The 18959-nt window shown below is 66.2% G+C and carries 16 protein-coding genes and 2 pseudogenes; 5 read left to right on the forward strand and 13 right to left on the reverse strand.

The window, feature by feature from the left end; translation table 11 throughout:
* Window positions 1-227: 227 nt before the first annotated feature.
* Both ACWPWO_RS18480 and ACWPWO_RS18485 read left to right on the forward strand, forming a co-directional pair.
* Entirely contained in the window at window positions 228-635 is a 408-nt protein-coding gene (locus tag ACWPWO_RS18480) for a GNAT family N-acetyltransferase (RefSeq protein ID WP_454007847.1), read from the forward strand.
* A gap of 294 nt (window positions 636-929) precedes the next feature.
* A complete protein-coding gene (locus ACWPWO_RS18485) occupies window positions 930-1850 on the forward strand; it encodes an EamA family transporter (protein ID WP_454007848.1) in 921 nt (306 codons plus the stop codon).
* A gap of 6 nt (window positions 1851-1856) precedes the next feature.
* Here ACWPWO_RS18485 and ACWPWO_RS18490 read toward each other — a convergent pair whose 3' ends face one another.
* From ACWPWO_RS18490 to ACWPWO_RS18550, 13 genes and pseudogenes are all read right to left on the reverse strand, one after another.
* Complete coding sequence (locus ACWPWO_RS18490) at window positions 1857-2210, reverse strand: DUF1428 domain-containing protein (protein WP_454007861.1); 354 nt, start codon at window positions 2208-2210, stop codon at window positions 1857-1859.
* A gap of 207 nt (window positions 2211-2417) precedes the next feature.
* Window positions 2418-3263, reverse strand: a complete 846-nt coding sequence (locus tag ACWPWO_RS18495; protein ID WP_454007849.1) for an NAD(P)H-hydrate dehydratase — start codon at window positions 3261-3263, stop codon at window positions 2418-2420.
* A gap of 82 nt (window positions 3264-3345) precedes the next feature.
* Window positions 3346-3909, reverse strand: a pseudogene (locus ACWPWO_RS18500) (NAD(P)H-hydrate epimerase); the annotation flags it as partial.
* A 104-nt stretch (window positions 3910-4013) separates the two neighbouring features.
* Window positions 4014-5035: pseudogene (locus ACWPWO_RS18505) on the reverse strand (XdhC family protein).
* A gap of 16 nt (window positions 5036-5051) precedes the next feature.
* Complete coding sequence (locus tag ACWPWO_RS18510; RefSeq protein ID WP_454007862.1) at window positions 5052-6722, reverse strand: TRAP transporter large permease; 1671 nt, start codon at window positions 6720-6722, stop codon at window positions 5052-5054.
* Between the two features lie 8 nt (window positions 6723-6730).
* The gene (locus ACWPWO_RS18515) at window positions 6731-7339 is read right to left on the reverse strand and encodes a TRAP transporter small permease subunit (protein WP_454007850.1); all 609 of its coding nucleotides are present in this window, start codon (window positions 7337-7339) and stop codon (window positions 6731-6733) included.
* Window positions 7340-7376: 37 nt separating this feature from the next.
* Window positions 7377-8138: an ABC transporter permease gene (locus tag ACWPWO_RS18520; RefSeq protein ID WP_454007851.1), complete on the reverse strand. Its 762-nt coding sequence runs from the start codon at window positions 8136-8138 to the stop codon at window positions 7377-7379.
* Window positions 8131-8910: an ABC transporter ATP-binding protein gene (locus tag ACWPWO_RS18525; RefSeq protein WP_454007852.1), complete on the reverse strand. Its 780-nt coding sequence runs from the start codon at window positions 8908-8910 to the stop codon at window positions 8131-8133. The genes ACWPWO_RS18520 and ACWPWO_RS18525 overlap by 8 nt, the downstream gene beginning before the upstream one ends.
* A complete protein-coding gene (locus tag ACWPWO_RS18530; RefSeq protein WP_454007853.1) occupies window positions 8910-9875 on the reverse strand; it encodes an ABC transporter substrate-binding protein in 966 nt (321 codons plus the stop codon). Before ACWPWO_RS18530 ends, ACWPWO_RS18525 begins: the two co-directional genes overlap by 1 nt.
* Window positions 9876-9960: 85 nt before the next feature.
* The gene (locus ACWPWO_RS18535) at window positions 9961-11148 is read right to left on the reverse strand and encodes a xanthine dehydrogenase family Fe-S subunit (protein WP_454007854.1); all 1188 of its coding nucleotides are present in this window, start codon (window positions 11146-11148) and stop codon (window positions 9961-9963) included.
* 3 nt (window positions 11149-11151) lie between these two features.
* Window positions 11152-11988: an FAD binding domain-containing protein gene (locus ACWPWO_RS18540; RefSeq protein ID WP_454007855.1), complete on the reverse strand. Its 837-nt coding sequence runs from the start codon at window positions 11986-11988 to the stop codon at window positions 11152-11154.
* Window positions 11985-14375, reverse strand: coding sequence for a xanthine dehydrogenase family protein molybdopterin-binding subunit (locus ACWPWO_RS18545; RefSeq protein ID WP_454007856.1), 2391 nt, complete (start codon window positions 14373-14375; stop codon window positions 11985-11987). Before ACWPWO_RS18545 ends, ACWPWO_RS18540 begins: the two co-directional genes overlap by 4 nt.
* 24 nt (window positions 14376-14399) lie before the next feature.
* On the reverse strand, window positions 14400-15497 hold the full coding sequence (locus tag ACWPWO_RS18550) for a TRAP transporter substrate-binding protein (RefSeq protein ID WP_394061622.1): 1098 nt from the start codon (window positions 15495-15497) through the stop codon (window positions 14400-14402).
* Between the two features lie 642 nt (window positions 15498-16139).
* Here ACWPWO_RS18550 and ACWPWO_RS18555 point away from each other — a divergent pair.
* The 3 genes from ACWPWO_RS18555 to ACWPWO_RS18565 all read left to right on the forward strand — a co-directional run.
* Window positions 16140-16454 carry a non-heme iron oxygenase ferredoxin subunit gene (locus ACWPWO_RS18555; protein WP_454007857.1) on the forward strand — a complete coding sequence of 105 codons (315 nt, stop codon included), beginning with the start codon at window positions 16140-16142 and terminating at the stop codon, window positions 16452-16454.
* Window positions 16455-16485: 31 nt separating this feature from the next.
* Complete coding sequence (locus ACWPWO_RS18560) at window positions 16486-17763, forward strand: NAD(P)/FAD-dependent oxidoreductase (RefSeq protein ID WP_454007858.1); 1278 nt, start codon at window positions 16486-16488, stop codon at window positions 17761-17763.
* Between the two features lie 98 nt (window positions 17764-17861).
* Window positions 17862-18959: Rieske 2Fe-2S domain-containing protein (locus tag ACWPWO_RS18565; protein ID WP_454007859.1), on the forward strand; the 1098-nt coding region annotated here is incomplete at its 3' end.

Genomic DNA, 18959 nt, shown 5'->3' on the forward strand with positions numbered 1-18959 from the left:
TCATAGTAGCACTGCAACCGGCTGTGCTGCGCCCGCCGCAGCAGGCGCGCCGCCATCCATAGGTCCGCCCGCACTGGCTTTTTGCCCGGGAAAAACAGTTTTTTAACTGGCCTTCGGAAGGGCGACGCTGTTACGCTAAAAAAAGAGAGGGCCGGGCTAGCCGCCCTCTGTTTTGCAATCGCGGCCGGCTGCCCACCGGGCCAGTCCGCCTGTACCGAGGAGATCCTATGCCACTCGACACAGAAAACCTGACTCTCAAGACGGCCCGGCTGTCCCTGAAACCCTTCAGCCTGCGCGACGCGGACGAAGCTTTTTCCTGCATCACTCCTTCCCTGACCCGCTTCATGACCTGGGATCCGCCTGAAAGCCGTCAGCAATTCGACAGCATCTGGGGCGAATGGCTGACCGGAGCGGCAGACGGCACCGAATTCGTCTTTGCGGTGCGCCACCGCACCACCGACCAGTTCCTGGGACTGGCGGGCCTGCACCGGCTGCGCACCGCCACGCCCGAGCTGGGCATCTGGATCCGCGAGGACAAGCAGGGCATGGCCTTCGGCCGCGAAGCCGTGCAAGCCGTACTGGAATGGGCGTCCAGCGTGAGCGAAGCCGCCGGATTCTGCTATCCGGTGGCCTAGGAGAACATCGCCAGCCGCAAGATCGCCGAGAGCCTGGGCGGCGAGATCGTGGGCCACCAGTCCACGCCCAAATACCAGTCCATCACCTACCAGATCCCGCGCGTCACGCCCAGCGGCAGCACGCACTGAAGCGCGCCGCCGCCCTGCCTGGCGGCGCCGCGTCGCGCCGGCGGGCCTGGTTTGGCGCCTCACCGGCCACACACGGGGCGCTTTCCCGCAAATAGCGCTTGCAGCAAAGCCTGCCGCAGACAACAATTGGGTACAAGCTAATACTTTAAATTTGAAATAATTGGCATGCCCCCCGCGTCTGCGCCTTCCCTGCTGCCCCGTCACCTGGCCATCGCCCTGCTGCTCCTGCTGGGCAGCTCCTTCGCCGGCAACCACATCGCCGCCAAGGTCGCGCTGGACCACGGCACGGGCCTGATCATCACCGTGATTTCCCGCTCGGCTTCGGCCACGCTGGCCCTGGGCCTGCTCCTGATCTGGCAGCGCCAGGCCCTGCGCGTGCCGCGCCGCTATCTGGGCTGGCAATTGCTGCTGGGCGCGCTGATCACCACGCAGTGCATGCTGATCTATTCCTCCATCGCGCGCATCCCCGTGGCCCTGGCCCTGCTGGTGGCCAATATGTACCCCATCCTGCTTGCCCTGCTGACCTGGGTGCTGGGCGGCCACCGGCCCGGCCGCAAGACCCTGATCATCATGCTCGTCATCCTGGCGGGACTGCGGCTGGCGCTGGATGTGCCCAGCCTGCTGGCCGGCGCCACGCTGGACGCCGACTGGCTGCTGGGGGTGGCTTGCGGGCTGACTACGGCGCTGGTCTTCGCCATCGGACTGTGGGTGACCGAAAACAAGCTCTCGGCCCTGCCCGGAGCAGTGCGCAGCTTCTGCACCATCAGCCAGACACTGGTGCTGCTGATCGCCCTGAGCCCGCTGGGTCTGCTGCCCGGCGGCTCGTCCCTGCCGCAAAGTCCCATGGGCTGGCTGGCCCTGGCCGTCGTCTGCCTGCTGTACACGGCGGGCTTCGTCACCTTGTTCGTGATGGCGCCCCGGCTGAATCTGTCGCGCAACGCCCCCTTCCTGAACATAGAGCCGGTGGCTTCGCTGCTGCTGGGCTGGTTCATCCTGCAGCAGACCCTGAACCCGACCCAGCTTCTGGGCGGCGCCGTGGTGCTCAGCGGGATCGTGCTGCTGGCCTACCAGCGCCAGGGCGCCTGAACGCCCTCAGGCGTCCAGGATGGGCACGAAGCCCCCGAAGATCATGCGCTTGCCGTCAAAAGGCATGTTCTTGCTCATAGCCTGCATGCGCGGATCGTCCATCATCTTCTGATAGACCGCGTCGCGCACCTCCTTGGATGAATACTCGAACCAGCTGAACACCACCTCCTCGTCGGGCGCCGCCTGGACGGCGCGCCGAAAATCCGTCACCTTGCCGTCCGGCACATCGTCGCCCCAGCACTCCACGACTCGACTGATGCCCATCTCCTTGAAGATGGGCAGGGCCTGCCCGGCATGCTGCAGATACTGCTCCTTGTTGGCCTTGGGAACGGCCAAGACGAAACCTTCCACGTATTTCATCATGCTCACCTGATAGGGGTGCGGCTCCGGCCGATCCGTAACCGCCGCCGGCGCCGCCGCAAATGGCGAAACGCGCCGCGCGCTCCTCCTCCCCTGTCCGTCCCGGCTCATGACGCGCCTGTCGCGTACGCGGGCTCGACGAGCTTGCATAAACATGAAGCCTGAAAGGCTGATCTTAAAACCAAACGGGCCGGCCGCCGCTGCGGACTATCCCTGAGATGGCGCTTGACACAGAAGCCGCCAGACGGCCGGCATGGCCTGCAGCAGGTCCTCGGGGATCAGGCCCGGCCCGCAGTGCAGCGCCGCCTGGGAATGCAGCCACACGGCAGCGCCCGCAGCCTCGAAGGCCGGCATGCCCTGCGCCAGCAATCCGCACGCCAGCCCGGCCAGCACGTCGCCGGTGCCTCCCGTTGCCAGCCAGGGCGGCGCGCAGGCGTTGATCAAGGCGCGGCCGTCCGGAGCGGCGATCACCGTATCGGCGCCTTTCAGGACCACTACCGCGCCGCATCGTCGGGCGGCGCCGCGAGCCGACTGCAGGCGATCCTCGGCGGGATCGAACAGACGCGCGAACTCCCCGGCGTGCGGCGTCAGCACGCACTGCCCATGCAGGGCCTGGAACAGTTCCTGCGGACGGCGGGCGAAACTGCTGATCGCATCGGCATCCAGCACGCAGGGCCGGCCCGTGGCCAGCAGCTCCAGCGCGAGCTTGCGGGTGTCCTCTCCCAGGCCCGCGCCGGGACCGATCAGCCAGGCGCGGATACGCCCGTCGCGGCTGACGGACGCCTCCAGCGGCGCAGCCATGATGCTCTCCAGCGCGGCGGCGTAGATGCTCCAGACCGCCTCGGGCACGGCCATGCTGACCAGGCCGGCTCCGGCGCGCTGCGCCGCCCGGGCGGCCAGCCGGCCGGCCCCCGTCATGCGCGTCCCGCCTATCACCAGGGCATGGCCGCGCGTGTACTTGTGGCTGTCCGCCGCCAGCCGGGGCAGATGGGCAAGCCACAGGGCAGGCTCGTTCAGCCAGGTGTCGGGCGGCTCCAGGGCGGCCGCAGGCATGCCTATGCCCACCAGCCAGGCGCCCGCACAAGTCCCGACCCGGATACAACAGGTGGCCGGGCTTGTAGCGCACAAAGGTGACCGTGACGCATGCCCGGGCGGCAACGCCGCGCACCAGCCCGGTGGCGCCATCCAGACCGGAGGGTACGTCGATCGCGCACACGGGCGCGCCCGAGGCGGCCAGCGCCCCGATCAAATCGGCCGCCTCGCCCTGCACGGGCCTGTCCAGGCCCGCCCCCAGCAAGCCGTCCACCACGACGGCAAAACCGGCAAAATCGGGACAACGCGGCTCCCAGGGCCCGTTCCACTGCGCCTGCGCCCAGGCCGCCGCCCCGCGGCGCGCCGACGGATCGACCAGGCTGTAGACCGACACGTCCCGTCCCTGTTCACGCAGGATGCTCGCGGCCACCAGGGCGTCGCCTCCATTGTTGCCCGCCCCGCACAGGAACAGCACCGCTCCGCGCGGCCAATGCTGCTGTACGGCCTGCGCCACGGCCTGGCCGGCTGCCTGCATCAATTGCTCGACGGGCGCGCCCAGGGCGGGCGCCGCCGCATCCATGCGGGCGCACTGGCTGGGGGTATACAAGGCTTGACGCCCCTGCGGGGCGCTGACGGGCGTATAGCCGTAAATAGCAGACAAAGTCATCGCAGGCTCGCAGACGGCAAAAAAAGAGAACGGACCGCAACCCGTTCTCCTATCTTAATGCGAATCGGCGCCATGAACAGCGGGACTGGCGCGCAAGCAGGCAATCAGGCCGACTGCTGCTCCTGCCTGTTCTTGACCGAGGCCACCGACAGCTCGCGCGGCACGTCCACGCCGTTCTTGACGGCGATGATCTCGGCCATGATGCTGACGGCAATCTCGGCCGGCGTCTTGCTGCCGACGTACAGGCCGATGGGCCCCTTGAGGCGGTCGATTTCCTCGGCCGTCAGGTCGAAATACTCCGCCAGGCGCTCGCGCCGGCTCTGGTTGTTGCGCCGCGAGCCGATGGCGCCCACATAGAAGGCGCTGCTCTTGAGCGCTTCCAGCAAAGCCAGGTCGTCCAGCTTGGGATCGTGCGTCAGGGCGACCACCGCCGTCCTGCGGTCCGGCACGCAGGCGATCACTTCGTCGTCGGGCATGCCGCGCACCACGCGGGCTCCGGCCACGCTCCAGCCCTCGATATGCTCGCTGCGCGGATCGCAGACCGTCACGTCGAAGCCATTGAACAAGGCAATGGTGGCCACGTACTCGGACAATTGCCCGCCGCCGATGAGCAGCAGGCGGTAGGCCGGTCCGAAGGTGACGGACAGGCGATCCGGGCTCAGGCTCAAGGCCGCGGGCACGCGCGTGGCGCTGCTCCAGGCGCGGCCGCTGTGCAGATCCACATGGCGTTGCACCAGGTGGCGCTGCTCCAGCAGCTCCAGGACCTCGGCCAGGGCCAAGGGGCAGGGATTGAACTCCACCAGCAGCCGGATGGTGCCCCCGCATGGCAGGCCGAAGCGGTGCGCCTCGTCGGCGCTGACGCCATACGTCAGCAACTGGGGCCCGCCGTCTCCATGCAGGCGGCTGTCTGCGGCCTGCGTGTCGTGTAGGAGCGGATCAGGTCGTCCTCGATGCAGCCGCCCGAGACGGACCCGACCACCGCCCCGCCCTTTTCCAGAGCCATGATGGAGCCTTCCGGACGCGGAGACGAGCCCCAGGTCTGCACCACGGTCACGAGGATGGCCTCGCGCCCCTGCGCACGCCAGTCGTGCAACTGACGCAATACCCTGACATCCAGGCTCTCCATGGCCCTCTCCTTCCCGCTATTTGAACGAAGGCATGTCGCTGTCCGACGAATCGAACGGATTGGCGTCCACGCCGTACTCGTCCTGCATTTCTATCTTGACCGTGTTGGGATCCACCTGCGGCCCGCCGCCCTTGTAATGCGTCACCATGCCGGGGAACAGCAAGACGATGGCCACCATCAGGATCTGGATGCCGATGAACGGCACCGAACCCCAGTAGATGTCACCCGTGGCCACGCCCTGAATCTTCTTCTTGGTCACCTTGTCGATATAGTCTTCCTTGGGCGCCACCGAACGCAAATAAAATAGTGCGAAGCCAAATGGTGGATGCATAAAGGATGTTTGCATATTAACTGCTAACAGCACGCCGAACCAGATCAGGTCTATCCCCATCTTGTCGGCCACCGGACCCAGCAAGGGCACGATGATGAAGGCCAGCTCGAAGAAGTCCAGGAAGAAGGCCAGCACGAAGACCAGCACGCTCACCAGGATCAGGAAGCCGTACTCGCCGCCGGGCAGATCGATCAGCAGGTGCTCGACCCACAGGTCGCCGTCCACGCCGCGGAAGGTCAGCGAGAAGATGGTGGAGCCGATCAGGATGAACATCACGAAGCAGGACAGCTTGGCCGTGGTGTCCATGGCTTGCTTGAGCAGGTCCAGGTTCAGCCGACGGCGGCTGACCGCCATCAGGATGGCGCCCACGGCGCCCATGGCGCCGCCTTCGGTCGGCGTGGCGATGCCCAGGAAGATCGTGCCCAGCACCAGGAAGATCAGCGCCAAGGGCGGAATCATCACGAAGGTGACGCGCTCGGCCAGCGTGGACAGCATGCCCAGCCTGAGCCACTTGTTCAACAGGGCCAGCGCAAAGGCCACGCCGCCCACCAGCAGGATGCCGATGATGATTTTCTCGTCGATCGGGCCGTTCGGATCGATGACGAACTCGTCGAGCGCATACGCCGCCGCCAGCGACACCAGCAGCAACACGATCAGGGAGCGCGTGCCGGTGCGGCCCTGGGCGTCCGTATAGGCGCGATGCTCGACCGGAATGGGCGGCACGTCCTTGGGACGCAGCACCGCCAGGATCAGTATGTACATGATGTAGGCGCCGGTCAGCAGCAGGCCGGGCACCATGGCGCCGCGATACATGTCTCCCACGGAGCGGCCCAGCTGGTCGGCCAGCACGATCAGCACCAGGGACGGCGGAATGATCTGCGACAAGGTTCCCGAGGCGGCGATCACCCCCGTGGCCAGGCGCCGGCTGTAGCCATAGCGCAGCATGATGGGCAGGGAGATCAGGCCCATGGAGATCACCGAGGCCGACACCACGCCAGTGGTGGCCGCCAGCATGGCGCCCACGGCCACCACGGCGATGGCCAGGCCGCCCGGCATGGAGCCGAACAACTGGCCCACCGTATCCAGCAGGTCCTCGGCCATGCCCGAGCGCTCCAGGATCAGGCCCATGAAGGTGAAGAAGGGAATGGCCAGCAGCGTGTCATTGGCCATGATGCCGAACACGCGCAGCGGCAGGGCCTGGAACAGCGACCAGTTGAACAGGCCCAGCTCCACGCCGATCAGCCCGAACACCATGCCGTTGGCGGCCAGGGCGAAGGCTACCGGAAAGCCCAGCAGCAGGAAGATGATCAGTGATGCGAACATCACCGGCGCCATATTGGCGACAAATAGATCCATCATGAAGTTCAGCCTTTCTGTTGATGCTCGAATTTGGCTTGGGCCTGCCGCGCGATTTCCTCGGCCAGCAGTTCTTCCGGCGTCTTCTCCTGCAGCCGCCGGTTGGGATTCGGGCAGGCGCCGCGCAGAAAGCCGATGCACTTGATCAGGTGGGAGATCCCCTGCAGGGAAATCAAGGCGAAGCCAATGGGCACGATGAGCTTGGCCGGCCAGCGGATCAGGCCCCCCGAATTGGAGGAGACTTCATTGCTGAGGTAGGAATCCATGAACACGGGCCAGGACAGCGCCATGATGGCGATGCAGGCCGGCAGCATGAACAGCAGCACGCCGACGATCTCGATCATGATCTGCTTGCGCTCGGACAGGCGCGAGGCCAGCACGTCCACGCGCACGTGCTCGTTGCGCAGAAATGTGTAGCCGCCGGTCAAAAGGAACAGGGCGCCGAACAGATACCACTGCACCTCCAGCCAGGCGTTGGAGCTGGAATCAAAGAACTTGCGTGAAATCGCATTGAACGAGCTGATCACCACCACCAGCAGAACCAGCCACATGACCGAACGGCCGCATAGTCGGTTCAGGCAGTCGATCGCCCGAGACAGTTTGAGTAGAAATTGCATCAATCCCCCAGATTTTCTGCATTGATGTTGTTGGAAACTAGTCAGCCCGGAAACGCGTCGCGCGTCTTTCCACGGCATCGAGCAGGAAGTACAGCGCCAGACCCATCACCGCCAGGATGATCAGCGCCGAGAACACCCGCACCGTGTCGAACACCCCCTGGGCGCTCATGATCACGAAGCCCAGCCCGCGCTGCGAGGACACGAACTCGCCCACGATGGCGCCCACCAGCGCCAGCGACAGGGCCACCTTCAGCCCGGCCATGATGGATGGCAGGGCCGAGGGCAGGCGCACCTTGAAGAACATGGCCACCGGTCCGCCCCTGAGCACCCGGCCCAGGTCCAGGATGTCGGGCGAGACCGAGCGCAGCCCCTGCACCGTGTCCACGATGACGGCGAACACGGCGATCATGAAGGCGATGGCCACCTTGGGCTCGTAGCCGGTCCCCATCCAGACCACGAACAGCGGCGCCAGGGCCACCTTCGGAATGCTGTTGAAGCCCACGATCAGCGGATAGCAGAAGCGTTCGAAGAGCGGCGAACTGACCAGGGCCACGGCGATCAGCACCCCGCCGATCGCCGCCAGGGCAAAGCCCGCCAGCGTCACGCCCAGCGTGTACAGGGCTTGGCTCAGGTGCCAGCCCAGCTCGCCGTAGAGGTCCTTGAGAATCAGCGTGGGCCGGGGCAGGATGACCTCGCGCACCTGGCCGAAGCGGCAGACCGCCTCCCAGACCAGCAGTACCACCACCACTGAGATCAGGCCAGCCAGCCAGGAAGGCAAGGAACGCAAGGCTTTATTCATGGCTGTCTCCCGCGCCGTCGGCAATGCCGAACAATTGACGGATATGCGCCACATGGCGCCCGAATTCCGGCGTCTCCCGCAAGGACAGGGGACGAGGACGGGGAAAATCGATGTGGATCTGCTCCAGGATGCGACCCGGCCGGGGCGAGAACACCAGCACGGTGTCGGCCAGGAAGACGGCCTCGGCGATGCCGTGCGTCACGAACAGCGTCGTGTTGCCCGTCTTGAGCCAGATGCGCTGCAGCTCCGCGTTCATGTTGTCGCGCGTCAGGGCGTCCAGCGCCCCGAAGGGCTCGTCCATCAGCAGCAGGCGCGGATCGTCCACCAGAGCCCGGCAGATCGAGGCGCGCTGGCACATGCCGCCCGACAGCTGGCGCGGGTAGCTGTCGGCGAACTGGGACAGGCCGGTCAGCGCCAGCAGTTCGTCCACCTTGTCGCGGTAGTCGGCGCGGCGCTTGCCGGCGAATTCCAGCGGCAGCAGGATGTTCTCGCGTATGGTGCGCCACTCCAGCAGGGCGTCGCGCTGGAACACCATGCCCACCTGGTCGGGCGGCCCCTTCACGGGCTGGTTGTCCACCGTCAGCGAGCCGCTGCTGATGCTCTCCAGACCGGCCACGCAGCGCAGGAAGGTGCTCTTGCCGCAGCCGCTGGGGCCCAGGATGCTGATGAACCGGCCGGGCTGGATGTCCACGCTGATGCCGTCGAGCGCCAGCACGTCGCGCGCGCCTTCGAAGCGCTTGCGCACGTCTTGGGAGAGGACGCGCGCCGCCATCACTTGAGCTCCAGGCCCGCCAGCGATTCGCTGCTGACCACGCCGGGCTGGTAATAGTCCGCCGCCTTCTGGCCGGCCGGGATCAGCTCCACCCGCTCCAGCGTGGCGATGGTCTTGTCCCAGTCGGCCGGCTGGCTGACGCCGATGGAGCCGCCCGCCACGGCCGGGCCGAAATAGGTCTTGAGCGTGTTGAGCTGGTCCAGCAGGATGGCCTTGTCCAGGCGCGCATTGGGGCGCTGCGCCACGATGGCGTCCACCGCTTCCTGCTCATGGCCGTCGTAGATGTAGTTCCAGGACTTGGCCACCACATTGGAGAAAGTACGGATGTCCTGCTCGCGGCTGGCCAGCTTCTGCTCGCTGGCGAACAGGCCGAAGCTGACCATGTCCAGTCCGTGCCGGGCAAAGGGGATGGCCGCCGAAGGACGCTGGCGCGACACCGAGGGCAGCACGAAAGGAATGGTGGAGATGACGGCGTCGGCGCGGCCCACGGCGTAGGTCGCCGCCTTGCCGGCCGCATCCACGCTGAGCAGGTCCACGTCGCTGCGGCGCAGGCCGCCGGCCGCCAGGAACGCGTCCACGAAAGGCGCCTCCAGGGAACCGGCCGTATAGGCGATCTTGCGACCCTTCAGACCGTCCGGCCCGGTGATGCCCGAATCCGCGGGCACCAGCACGCCTATGTCGCTGGAGGTGGCGAACGGCGCCAGCCCCTTCACCGGCAGGCCCTTGCTGCGCGCGATCACCATGGAGGCCAGCGCGGCATGGCCCACATCGAAACGGTCGCTGCCGCCCACGATCTGCACCGTGGTCACCGAACCATTGCCGTCTTCCAGCCGCACATCCAGGCCGGCCTGCTTGAACCAGCCCTTCTGCATGGCCAGGTGGAAAGGTGCGTGGACGGCCCAGGGGGTCCAGTCCAGCTTCACATTCAGCGGCTCGGCGGCCGCGCCCCAGCTGGCGATCAGCATGGCGGCTCCCATGGCGAGGCGCACGCGTCCCCCAAAGCGTTCTGCTCTGTCATCTCCTTACCCCCTTTTCTTATGATCTATGCGCTCAGCGGCGCCGGAAAAATCCCTTGAAACGATCCCAGAGAATGCTGAAGAACATCTTGACCGGATTGAACTCCGCCGCCACGGGCGCCTCGCCCTCGGCCAGCGGCTTTTCCAGACGCAGATTCACGTTCTTGCCGAATTCGGCGATCATGCGGCGCACGAAGTCCTGGACCAGCCCGGAGCGCGAGAACTGCGCCAGCGGCCCCTGCAGGGAATACACCAGCTCCACGTCCACGCGGCTGCGCGATTCCCCCTCCGGCGCGACCTGATAGCTGACATCGCCCCGGGCGCGCGACTGGCTGAGCGAATCCACGCCTTCGCCGCGCAGCACGGCGGCGCGCCGCGCATCGTCCTGTTCCAGCGTGGCCTGGCCCTTGAAGGCCGCCGACATGGGGCCGAACTTGATGGCGATCTTGCCCTGCACGGTCGCCCCGTCCTGGGACTCGATGACGGCGCCGGGCAGGCAGCCGGCCACCTTGGGCAGGTCCTTCATGAATGCCCAGACCTGATCGGCCGGGAAGCGCGCCTCGAAGCCGCCCTGGATGGCCTGGCCCTTGCCTTTATCCGCGCTGCCGGCCGATGCCGGCGCCGCGGCGGGCGCAGGCGCGACGGCCGCCGCTTCTTCCTGCACGGCCTCGAACGTGGCGAAGCCGTCCCGGGACCAGTCATCGGGCACATGCTGCACCACCATGGCCCGCAAGGCCTGAACCTGTTCGTCAGGCTGCTCGCGCAAGGCCTTGAGCACGGACAGGATGGCGGCGGTGATGCCCTGATAACCCGTACAGCGGCAGATATTGCCGGAAAGCTCGATGCGCACCCGGGCCTCGTCGGCGTCCGGCAGACGCAGCACGATGTCGCGGCTGGTGGCGAGCATGCCCGGCGTGCAGAATCCGCACTGCAGGGCGTGGTGCTCGGAGAAGGCCTTGCGCAGGCGGGTCATGATGGGATCGCCCTCGTAGCCTTCCACCGTGGTGACTTCATGCCCGTCGCAGGCGCCGGCAAACGTGATGCAGGAGCGCACCGGACGGCCGTCCACCAGCACCGTGCAGGCTCCGCACACGCCATGCTCGCAGCTCAGGTTGGTGCCCGTCAGCCGGCCTTTTTCACGGATGAAGTCACCCAGGTGGGTGCGCGGTTCGGCCTCGTGCGTCTGCGTGCGGCCATTTACTTGAATCGAAATCTCTGCCATGTCTCAACCTTTCACGCCCAGCGCCTGCTGCAGGCTGCGTTCCACCACCGTGCGGAACAGCACCTGATGGGCCTCGTCACGCTGCTCCAGATACGGTTTCAAGGCCGAAGCGATCGCCTCGCCCTCCAGCGCCGCGGCGCCTTGCGCCGCCACCTTCACCGCCAGTTCGGGCAGGGAACGGGGCGCGCCCTCCATGGCGCCGATCACCACGCGCGCCGTGCGCGTGGCCGGGTCGAAGTAACAGGCGCAACTGGCGTCGGCGAACTCGCCCACCTTGCGGGTGAATTTGTAATATCCCCAGCGGGCCGTGGCCGACACCGCCGGCACGTCCACCGACTCGATGAATTCGCCGGCCTCCAGCACCGTGGTGTAGGCGGCCAGCATGAATTCGCCCATGGGCACCGGCCGCAGGCCTTGAGCGCCGCGCACGTTCACGCGCGCGCCCAGGGCGGCGCAGGTCAGCACCCAGTCGGCGGCCGGATCGGCGTGGGCCAGGCTGCCGCCCAGCGTGCCGCGGTTGCGCACGCCCCGATAGGCGATGCGGCCGGCCACCTTCTGCATCATGTGGCCGCGCAGCGGCTCGTACACGCCGTCCTCGATCTGGGCGTGGGTCACGGCCGCGCCGATGCGCACCCGGCCTTCGGCGGCGCTCACCTGGCGCAGCTCAGGCACGGCGGACAGGTCCAGCACGCGTCCCGGACGCACCAGGCGCAGATTCAGCATCGGCCCCAGGGATTGGCTGCCGCCCATCAGGCGCACGCCGGCGCAATCGCCCCTCAATGCATCCTGGACCTGTTTCAGGCTCGAGGCCTTTTCGTATTCAAACTTGGCGGCCTTCATGCCTGGACCTCCGACACGGGCGTGGCGTGTTGCTGTGCTGCCGCGCGAATGGCGCTGAGCAGGCGATGCGGGGTGACGGGCGTGTGGGACACTTGCGCGCCGGTCGACCTCAACGCGTTGTTGATGGCGGACATGATGGCCGCCGGCGGAGCGATGGCGCCGCCCTCGCCCATGCCCTTGGCGCCGAATTCCGTATTGGGCGAGGGGCTTTCCATATGCTCGATATGGATATTGGGCACTTCGCAGGCGCCCGGCATGACGTAGTCCGCCAGCGTGGAGGCCAGCGGCTGGCCGTATTCGTCGTAGGGCATCTCCTCGTACAGGGCGGTGCCTATGCCCTGGGCGATGCCGCCTATGGTCTGGCCTTCGACGATCATGGGACTGATCATGACGCCGCAATCCTCGACCACCACGTACTTGAGCACTTCCACGCCGCCGGTGCGCGGATCCACCGCCACCACCACGGCATTGCTGGCATAGGTGAAGCTGCCGGTATCGACCTTGGGCTTGTAGCCCACGGACAGCTCCAGGCCTTGCGGGTCCACATCGGCAGGCAGATGCTGCGGATTGATGTACCAGGCGTCGGCCACCTGGGCCAGGGTCACGGTGCGCCCGCCCGCGCTGAACGCGGCGCCTTCGTGAACCAGGTCGGCCTCCTGGGCCTGCAGCATGTGCGCCGCGATCTTGCGCAGGCGCGGCAGCAGTTCCTTGCAGGCGCGCGAGACCGCGCCGCCCGACATGACCAGCGAGCGCGAGGCGTAGGTGCCCGTGGAGAAAGGCGTGCGGCCGGTATCGCCGTGCACCACCTTGATGCTGGCCACATCTATGCCCAGGATTTCGCTGGCGATCTGCGCAAAGGACGTTTCCATGCCCTGGCCGTGCGAGTGCACGCCCACGCGCACTTCCAGCCCGCCATCGGGCGTCATGCGCACGAAAGCCTGGTCGAATCCCGGGATGACGGCCGTTCCCCAGCTGGCGAACACCGAAGTGCCGTGCGCCGACTGCTCCGTATACGTGGCCACGCCCAGGCCGATCAGGCTCCCGTCCGGCTCGCCCCGGGCCTGGCGCGCCAGCACGGCGTCCACGTCCACGGCCGCCAGCGCGCGGCGCAGGCTTTCCGGATAGTTGCCGGAATCGTAGTGTTTGTTGGCCACATTGACGTAGGGCATCTGCTCGCCCTGCACCAGATTCAGCAGGCGGACCTCCCAGGCCGTCTTGCCCACGGCCAGGGCGATCTGGTCCATCATCTGCTCGATGGCCAGGCATACGCCGGTGCGGGCCACGCCGCGATACGGCATGAAGCCGGGCTTGTTGGTGCCCACGCCGCGGGTGCGGCAGCGGTAGCCGCGGAAGTCGTAGGGACCGGGCAGATTGCCCAGCGCCTGCCCCACTTCCAGGCCGACCGTGAAAGGCCAGACCGAATAGGCGCCGCCGTCGATGTCGATTTCCGCATCCAGGGCCAGCAGCCGGCCTTCATTGGTGATGTGCGCCTTCAGGCGGTACTGGTGCTCGCGGGTGTTGGCGCCGGCGATCAGATGTTCGCGGCGGTCCTCCATGTAGCGGAACGGCTTGCGGAACGTCTTGGCCAGCCAGGCCACGCACAATTCTTCCTGGTGCAGCACGCACTTGTAGCCGAACGCCCCGCCCACGTCGGGCGAGATCACCCGCACCTGGGCCTGGTCCATGCCCAGGAACTGGGCGATGCCGGTGCGGTGCATGTGCGGGATCTGGCTGCCGCAATACACCACCAGCTGGTCGGCCTGGAAATCCCAATAGGCCAGCACGGCCTTGCCTTCCATGGGCAGCATGCACTGGCGCGACAGGCTGACCGAGTGCTCCACCACGCGGTCGGCGCGGGCGGCGTGTTCCTCGGAGGCGATGTCCGAACGCAGCGTGACGACCGCATTGTCCTGCCAGCCTTCGTGCAGCAGGTCCCCCTGCGCCTGCAGCGAAGCCTGGACGCTGCCGTAGACCGGCAGTTCGTCGTAGACGGCCTCGATTTCCTCCAGGGCGTCCTCGGCCAGCGCGCGGCTCTGGCCAAAGGCCAGCGCCACCGGCTCGCCCACGTAGCGCACGCTGCCGCTGGCCAGCGCAGGCATGCTGGAAGCCTGGTAGCTGGGCAGCGTGGAGGCCGCGTAGATGTCCTGGCAGTCCGGCATGTCGGCGCGGGTGATGACCTGCTCGCGCACGGTCTGGCCGACCTGGATCTGACGGATGCGGGCATGGGCCATGGGGCTGCGCAGGAAGGCCACTTCCTGCAGGCCCGGCATGGTCATGTTGCCGATGAAGTTGCCCCGGCCATTGAGATGGCGCACATCCTCCTTGCGAAGGATGCGCGCGCCGACTCCCTGGCCACCCGGGCTTGACGGGTGACTGTGCTGACTCATTTCACTACCTTAACGATGACCTGCTCAACCGCGCTTGCCCAGCTCGCTGAACGTGAAGTTGTCCAGCGCGCTCTCGGCCACGCGGAACCAGCTGGCTTCCTGCTCCTGGAAGGCCTTCCAGCTCGGATAGATCTTGGCGAAGTCCGCGTTGCTGTCGGACAGTTCCTTCCACAGCTCCTGGGACTTGTCGTAGGCCGCCTTCATGACGTCCTTGGGGAAGTAGCGCAGCTTGGCGCCGTCGGCGACCAGCTTGCGCAGCGCGCCCGGATTCAAGGCGTCGTACTTGGCCAGGCTGAGCATGGTCTGTTCATTGCAGGCCGTCTCGAACGCCGCCTTGAAGTTGGCGGGCAAGGCTTCCCACGCGTCTTTGTTGACCATGGTGGTCAACGAGGCGCTGCCCTCGAACCAGCCGGGCGAATAGTAGAAGGGAGCCACCTTGTTCAGGCCCAGCTTCTCGTCGTCGTAGGGGCCGATCCACTCGGCCGCGTCGATGGTGCCCTTCTCCAGCGAGGAATAGATGTCGCTGGGCGGGATCTGCTGGGGCACGGCGCCCAGCTTGGACAGCACCATGCCGCCGATGCCGCCGATGCGCATCTTCAGGCCCTGCAGGTCTTCCAGGCCCTTGATTTCCTTGCGGAACCAGCCGCCCATCTGCACGCCCACGTTGCCGGCCACGAAGTTGACGATGTTGTACTGGCTGTACATCTCGCGCAGCAGCTTCAGGCCGCCGCCGAAATGCACCCAGGAATTGTGCTGGCGGGCGTTCATGCCGAAGGACAGCCCGGTGTCGAAGGTCACGGCCGTGTTCTTGCCCACGAAGGCCGTGCTCAGCACGTGGTTGCACTCCACGGTGCCATTGCTGATGGCATCCATGTTCTGGGCATACGGCACCAGTTCGCCGCCCGGAAAGGCGCGGATCTCGAACTTGCCTTCGGTCAGCTCGCTGACGCGCTTGCACAGGGCTTCGGCCGAACCGTAAATCGTGTCCAGACTCTTGGGCCAGCCCGTGGACATGCGCCAGCGCACCGTGGGGCTGTTTTGCGCAATCGCGGGGGCCGCCACCGCCGCCAGGCCTGCGCCGGCCACGGAAGCCGACTTCAGCAGAAAACTACGACGCTCCATCACTCACCTCTTTGTATTTTTTAACGTCTTCACACCCCTTGCTCGGCAGGGGCCTAGGTACTCGCCGCCAGTCTGGCGCCCCGATCAGGCATGAGCCTGCCTGTGGGTTCCAGACCTTCCCCCCCTAGGGGGAGCCGGCCTTCAAACATCCCCGTCGCCCAAGCCCCGGGTGGCCGATGGCTAGGCGCGAGACGCGCCGTGCATCGAGATGCACCAGCGGCGAGCAACAACGTCAGCGGCTAGCCGGGGCCTGGGCCCGGAGGGTTGCTGATGTTGCTTGCCCATGCGTCGTTGCTCATCGCTTGCTGGTGCCTACCAGCGCGCTCTTTGCGCCTAGCCTGGCCAAGCAACATCAGCAACGACGGGGTTGTTTGAAGGCCGGCTCCCCCTACGGCCGGACCGACGTTCAGAGCTGCTTTTTCGCGTCAAAAATTCACTTCAGCAGCTCCGATAATAGTAAGTGTGCTGATTAATTAAATTTAGGTCAAGCAGGGAAACTACTGACGCATGTCATTGATGGACTAAAGGAAAGCACTATCAATAGCTTAAGCTTGAACTAGCAAAATCCCTAAGAAAAACGATATTTGACTTTCCAATTTATACAGTATACTGAGTAATTATGAGCACTACGCGGAGACTGCTGTGAACTGGATCAAAATTTCCGAAATCGACGCCATCGACAATGAAGAGTCCCTGGCCATCGACCTGCAGGGCAAGAAGCTGGCCCTGCACAAACTGGACGACGAGTTCTTCCTGACCGACAACATCTGCACTCACCAGTACGCCCTGCTGTCGGACGGCTACCTGGAAGACGGCTGCGTGGAGTGCCCCCTGCACCAGGCCAAGTTCTGCCTGCGCACCGGCAAGGCCATGAACGCGCCCGCCACCGTGGACATCAAGGTCTATCCGCTGCGCATCGAAGGCAGCGACATCCTGGCCGACCTGAGCCAGGCCTGAGGCCATTCTTGCCCACGAGACCCGCGACATCATGGCACACCACACTTCCGTACTGATCATCGGCGCCGGCCAGGCCGCCTCGGTGCTGGCGCGCGAACTGCGCAGCCTGGGCTACGCCGGCAGCATCACCCTGGTGGGCGAAGAGACGCACCTGCCCTACGAGCCCCCGCCCCTGTCCAAGGACGTGCTCAAGGCCAGCGCCGCCGCCGACAGCGTGTTCCTGCAGAAAGCCGAGTTCTACCAGGAACAGGACATCACGCTGCTGCTGGGCACCGCCGTGCAGGCGCTGGACTGCGCCGCCCGCCAGGCCACGCTCAGCAACGGCCAGGTCTGGAGCTTCGAGCATGCCGTGCTGGCCACGGGCGGCGCGGCGCGCGAACTGGCGCTGCTGCCCGCCGCACAGGCCGACGCCCTGTACCTGCGCACCCTGGACGACGCGCTGGTCCTGCAGGCCCGGCTGCGCCCCGGCCTGCGCGCCCTGGTGGTGGGCGGCGGTTTCATGGGGCTGGAGCTGGCTTCCACGGCCAGCGAGACCGGCGCGCAGGTCACCGTCATCGAGGCCAACACCCGCCTGTTGTCGCGCAATGCGCCCGCGCCGCTGTCGCAATGGCTGCTGGAGCGCTTCCAGGCGCATGGCATTACGGTGCGGCTGGGCCATGGCGTGCGCCAGGCCCGCTTCATGCCGCATGACGAACATCCCGTGCAGCTGGAGCTGGACGACGGCCAGATCCTGAACGGCGACCTGGCCATCGTGGCTGCGGGCCTGCAGGCCAACTCGGCGCTGGCGCGCGCCAGCGGCATCGCCGTGGACGAACTGACGGCCGGCATCATCGTGGATCGCCAGGGCCGCACCAGCGTGGCCGGGATCTACGCCGCCGGCGACTGCGCCACCCAGATCTGTCCCGACACCGCCGCGCGCAGCCGCATCGAATCCTGGCAGAACGCCAACGAACAGGCGCGCCAGGTGGCGCACGCCATCGCCGGGCAGGACGCGCCCGATCATCCGGTCAGCTGGTTCTGGACCGACGTGCTGGGCTGCAACATCCAGATGCTGGGCCAGGGCTCACCCGACCTGGACTACCAGGTGCGCGGCGTCATGGACAGCGCGGGCGAGGCCGTCAAGTTCATGCTGCTGGCCTTCGAGGGCCGGCGCCTGCGCCATGCCATCGCCGTCAACGCGGGCGCCGACCTGCGCGCCCTGCGCACGCTCATGGAGCAGGACCTGCCCGTGGATCCGGCCGCCCTGCTGGATCCGGCGACGAACCTGCGCCAGTACGTCAAGGAGGCCGCGCGCGCCGCCCACGCTTGATGCGTCGGCCCCGTGCGCATCCGCACCGATCACGCCGGCGGCCCTGCGCCGCACGGCATTCAACACGCATCATCAAAGAGTTATCAGAGGAGATTCCTATGTATCAGGCACAAACGGTGATAGGCCAGACGGTCGGGTCCAAGGACCGTCCCGTCGACGAATGCAGCTGGCCCGAAGACGCGCTCAACGCGATTCCGGACTGGGTCTACACCAGCAACGACGTCTACAACCGCGAGATGGAACGCATCTTCCATGGCGACACCTGGAACTTCGTCGCCCTGGAGGCCGAGATTCCCGATTCGGGCGACTACAAGCGCTCCTATGTAGGCTCCACGCCCGTGGTGGTGGCGCGCGCCGAGGACGGCAGCATCAACGTGTTCGAGAATCGCTGCGCCCACCGCGGCGCCGAATTCTGCCGCCACAACCAGGGCAACACGAATGAATTCGTCTGCCCCTACCACCAGTGGTCCTACAGCCTGAAGGGCGACCTGCAGGGCATTCCCTTCAAGCGCGGCGTCAACAAGGAAGGCGGCATGCCGCGCAGCTTCAAGAATGCCGACCACGGCCTGAAGAAGCTGCACGTCACCACGCACAACGGCGTCATCTTCGCCTCGTACAGCGACAAGGTCGAGCCTATCCAGGAATACCTGACCCCCGAGATCCTGAAGGACTTCGAGGCCGTCTTCACGGGCAAGAAGCTCAAGATCCTGGGCTACTACCGCAACGAGCTGCCCTGCAACTGGAAGATGTACCACGAGAACCTGAAGGACCCCTACCACGCCACGCTGCTGCACTCCTTCCTGGTGGTGTTCGGCCTGCTGGTGGCGGGCAACAAATCGCAGATGTACGTGGATCCCGTGCACGGCCGCCACGGCTACATGGCCTCGGCCAAGTCCGAGGACAAGTACGCCGAGGTCAGCGAGGACAACAAGAAGGAAATGCGCTCCTTCGTGGACGACCTGCGCCTGCGCGACGAGCGCTTCCTGGACTACATCAAGGAATTCGATTCGCCCTGGTCGGTCACCATGCAGACCATCTGGCCCAACCTGATCGTGCAGCGCGAGATGAACACACTGGGCGTGCGCCAGATCGTTCCCAACGGCCCCAACAGCCTGATCATGCAATGGACCATGTTCGGCTACGAGGACGACACCGAGGAGATGACCCGCCACCGGCTGCGCCAGGGCAACCTGATG

The organism is Alcaligenes sp. Marseille-Q7550, from assembly GCF_965112015.1.

Coding starts and splice junctions, on each gene's coding strand:
- ACWPWO_RS18560 (WP_454007858.1), top strand. CDS start 16,486: ATGGCACACCACACTTCCGTACTGATCATCGGCGCCGGCCAGGCCGCC.
- ACWPWO_RS18510 (WP_454007862.1), bottom strand. CDS start 6,722: ATGGATCTATTTGTCGCCAATATGGCGCCGGTGATGTTCGCATCACTG.
- ACWPWO_RS18540 (WP_454007855.1), bottom strand. CDS start 11,988: ATGAAGGCCGCCAAGTTTGAATACGAAAAGGCCTCGAGCCTGAAACAG.
- ACWPWO_RS18485 (WP_454007848.1), top strand. CDS start 930: ATGCCCCCCGCGTCTGCGCCTTCCCTGCTGCCCCGTCACCTGGCCATC.
- ACWPWO_RS18525 (WP_454007852.1), bottom strand. CDS start 8,910: ATGGCGGCGCGCGTCCTCTCCCAAGACGTGCGCAAGCGCTTCGAAGGC.
- ACWPWO_RS18550 (WP_394061622.1), bottom strand. CDS start 15,497: ATGGAGCGTCGTAGTTTTCTGCTGAAGTCGGCTTCCGTGGCCGGCGCA.
- ACWPWO_RS18495 (WP_454007849.1), bottom strand. CDS start 3,263: ATGCCTGCGGCCGCCCTGGAGCCGCCCGACACCTGGCTGAACGAGCCT.
- ACWPWO_RS18490 (WP_454007861.1), bottom strand. CDS start 2,210: ATGAAATACGTGGAAGGTTTCGTCTTGGCCGTTCCCAAGGCCAACAAG.
- ACWPWO_RS18545 (WP_454007856.1), bottom strand. CDS start 14,375: ATGAGTCAGCACAGTCACCCGTCAAGCCCGGGTGGCCAGGGAGTCGGC.
- ACWPWO_RS18520 (WP_454007851.1), bottom strand. CDS start 8,138: ATGAATAAAGCCTTGCGTTCCTTGCCTTCCTGGCTGGCTGGCCTGATC.
- ACWPWO_RS18535 (WP_454007854.1), bottom strand. CDS start 11,148: ATGGCAGAGATTTCGATTCAAGTAAATGGCCGCACGCAGACGCACGAG.
- ACWPWO_RS18515 (WP_454007850.1), bottom strand. CDS start 7,339: ATGCAATTTCTACTCAAACTGTCTCGGGCGATCGACTGCCTGAACCGA.
- ACWPWO_RS18480 (WP_454007847.1), top strand. CDS start 228: ATGCCACTCGACACAGAAAACCTGACTCTCAAGACGGCCCGGCTGTCC.
- ACWPWO_RS18530 (WP_454007853.1), bottom strand. CDS start 9,875: ATGCTGATCGCCAGCTGGGGCGCGGCCGCCGAGCCGCTGAATGTGAAG.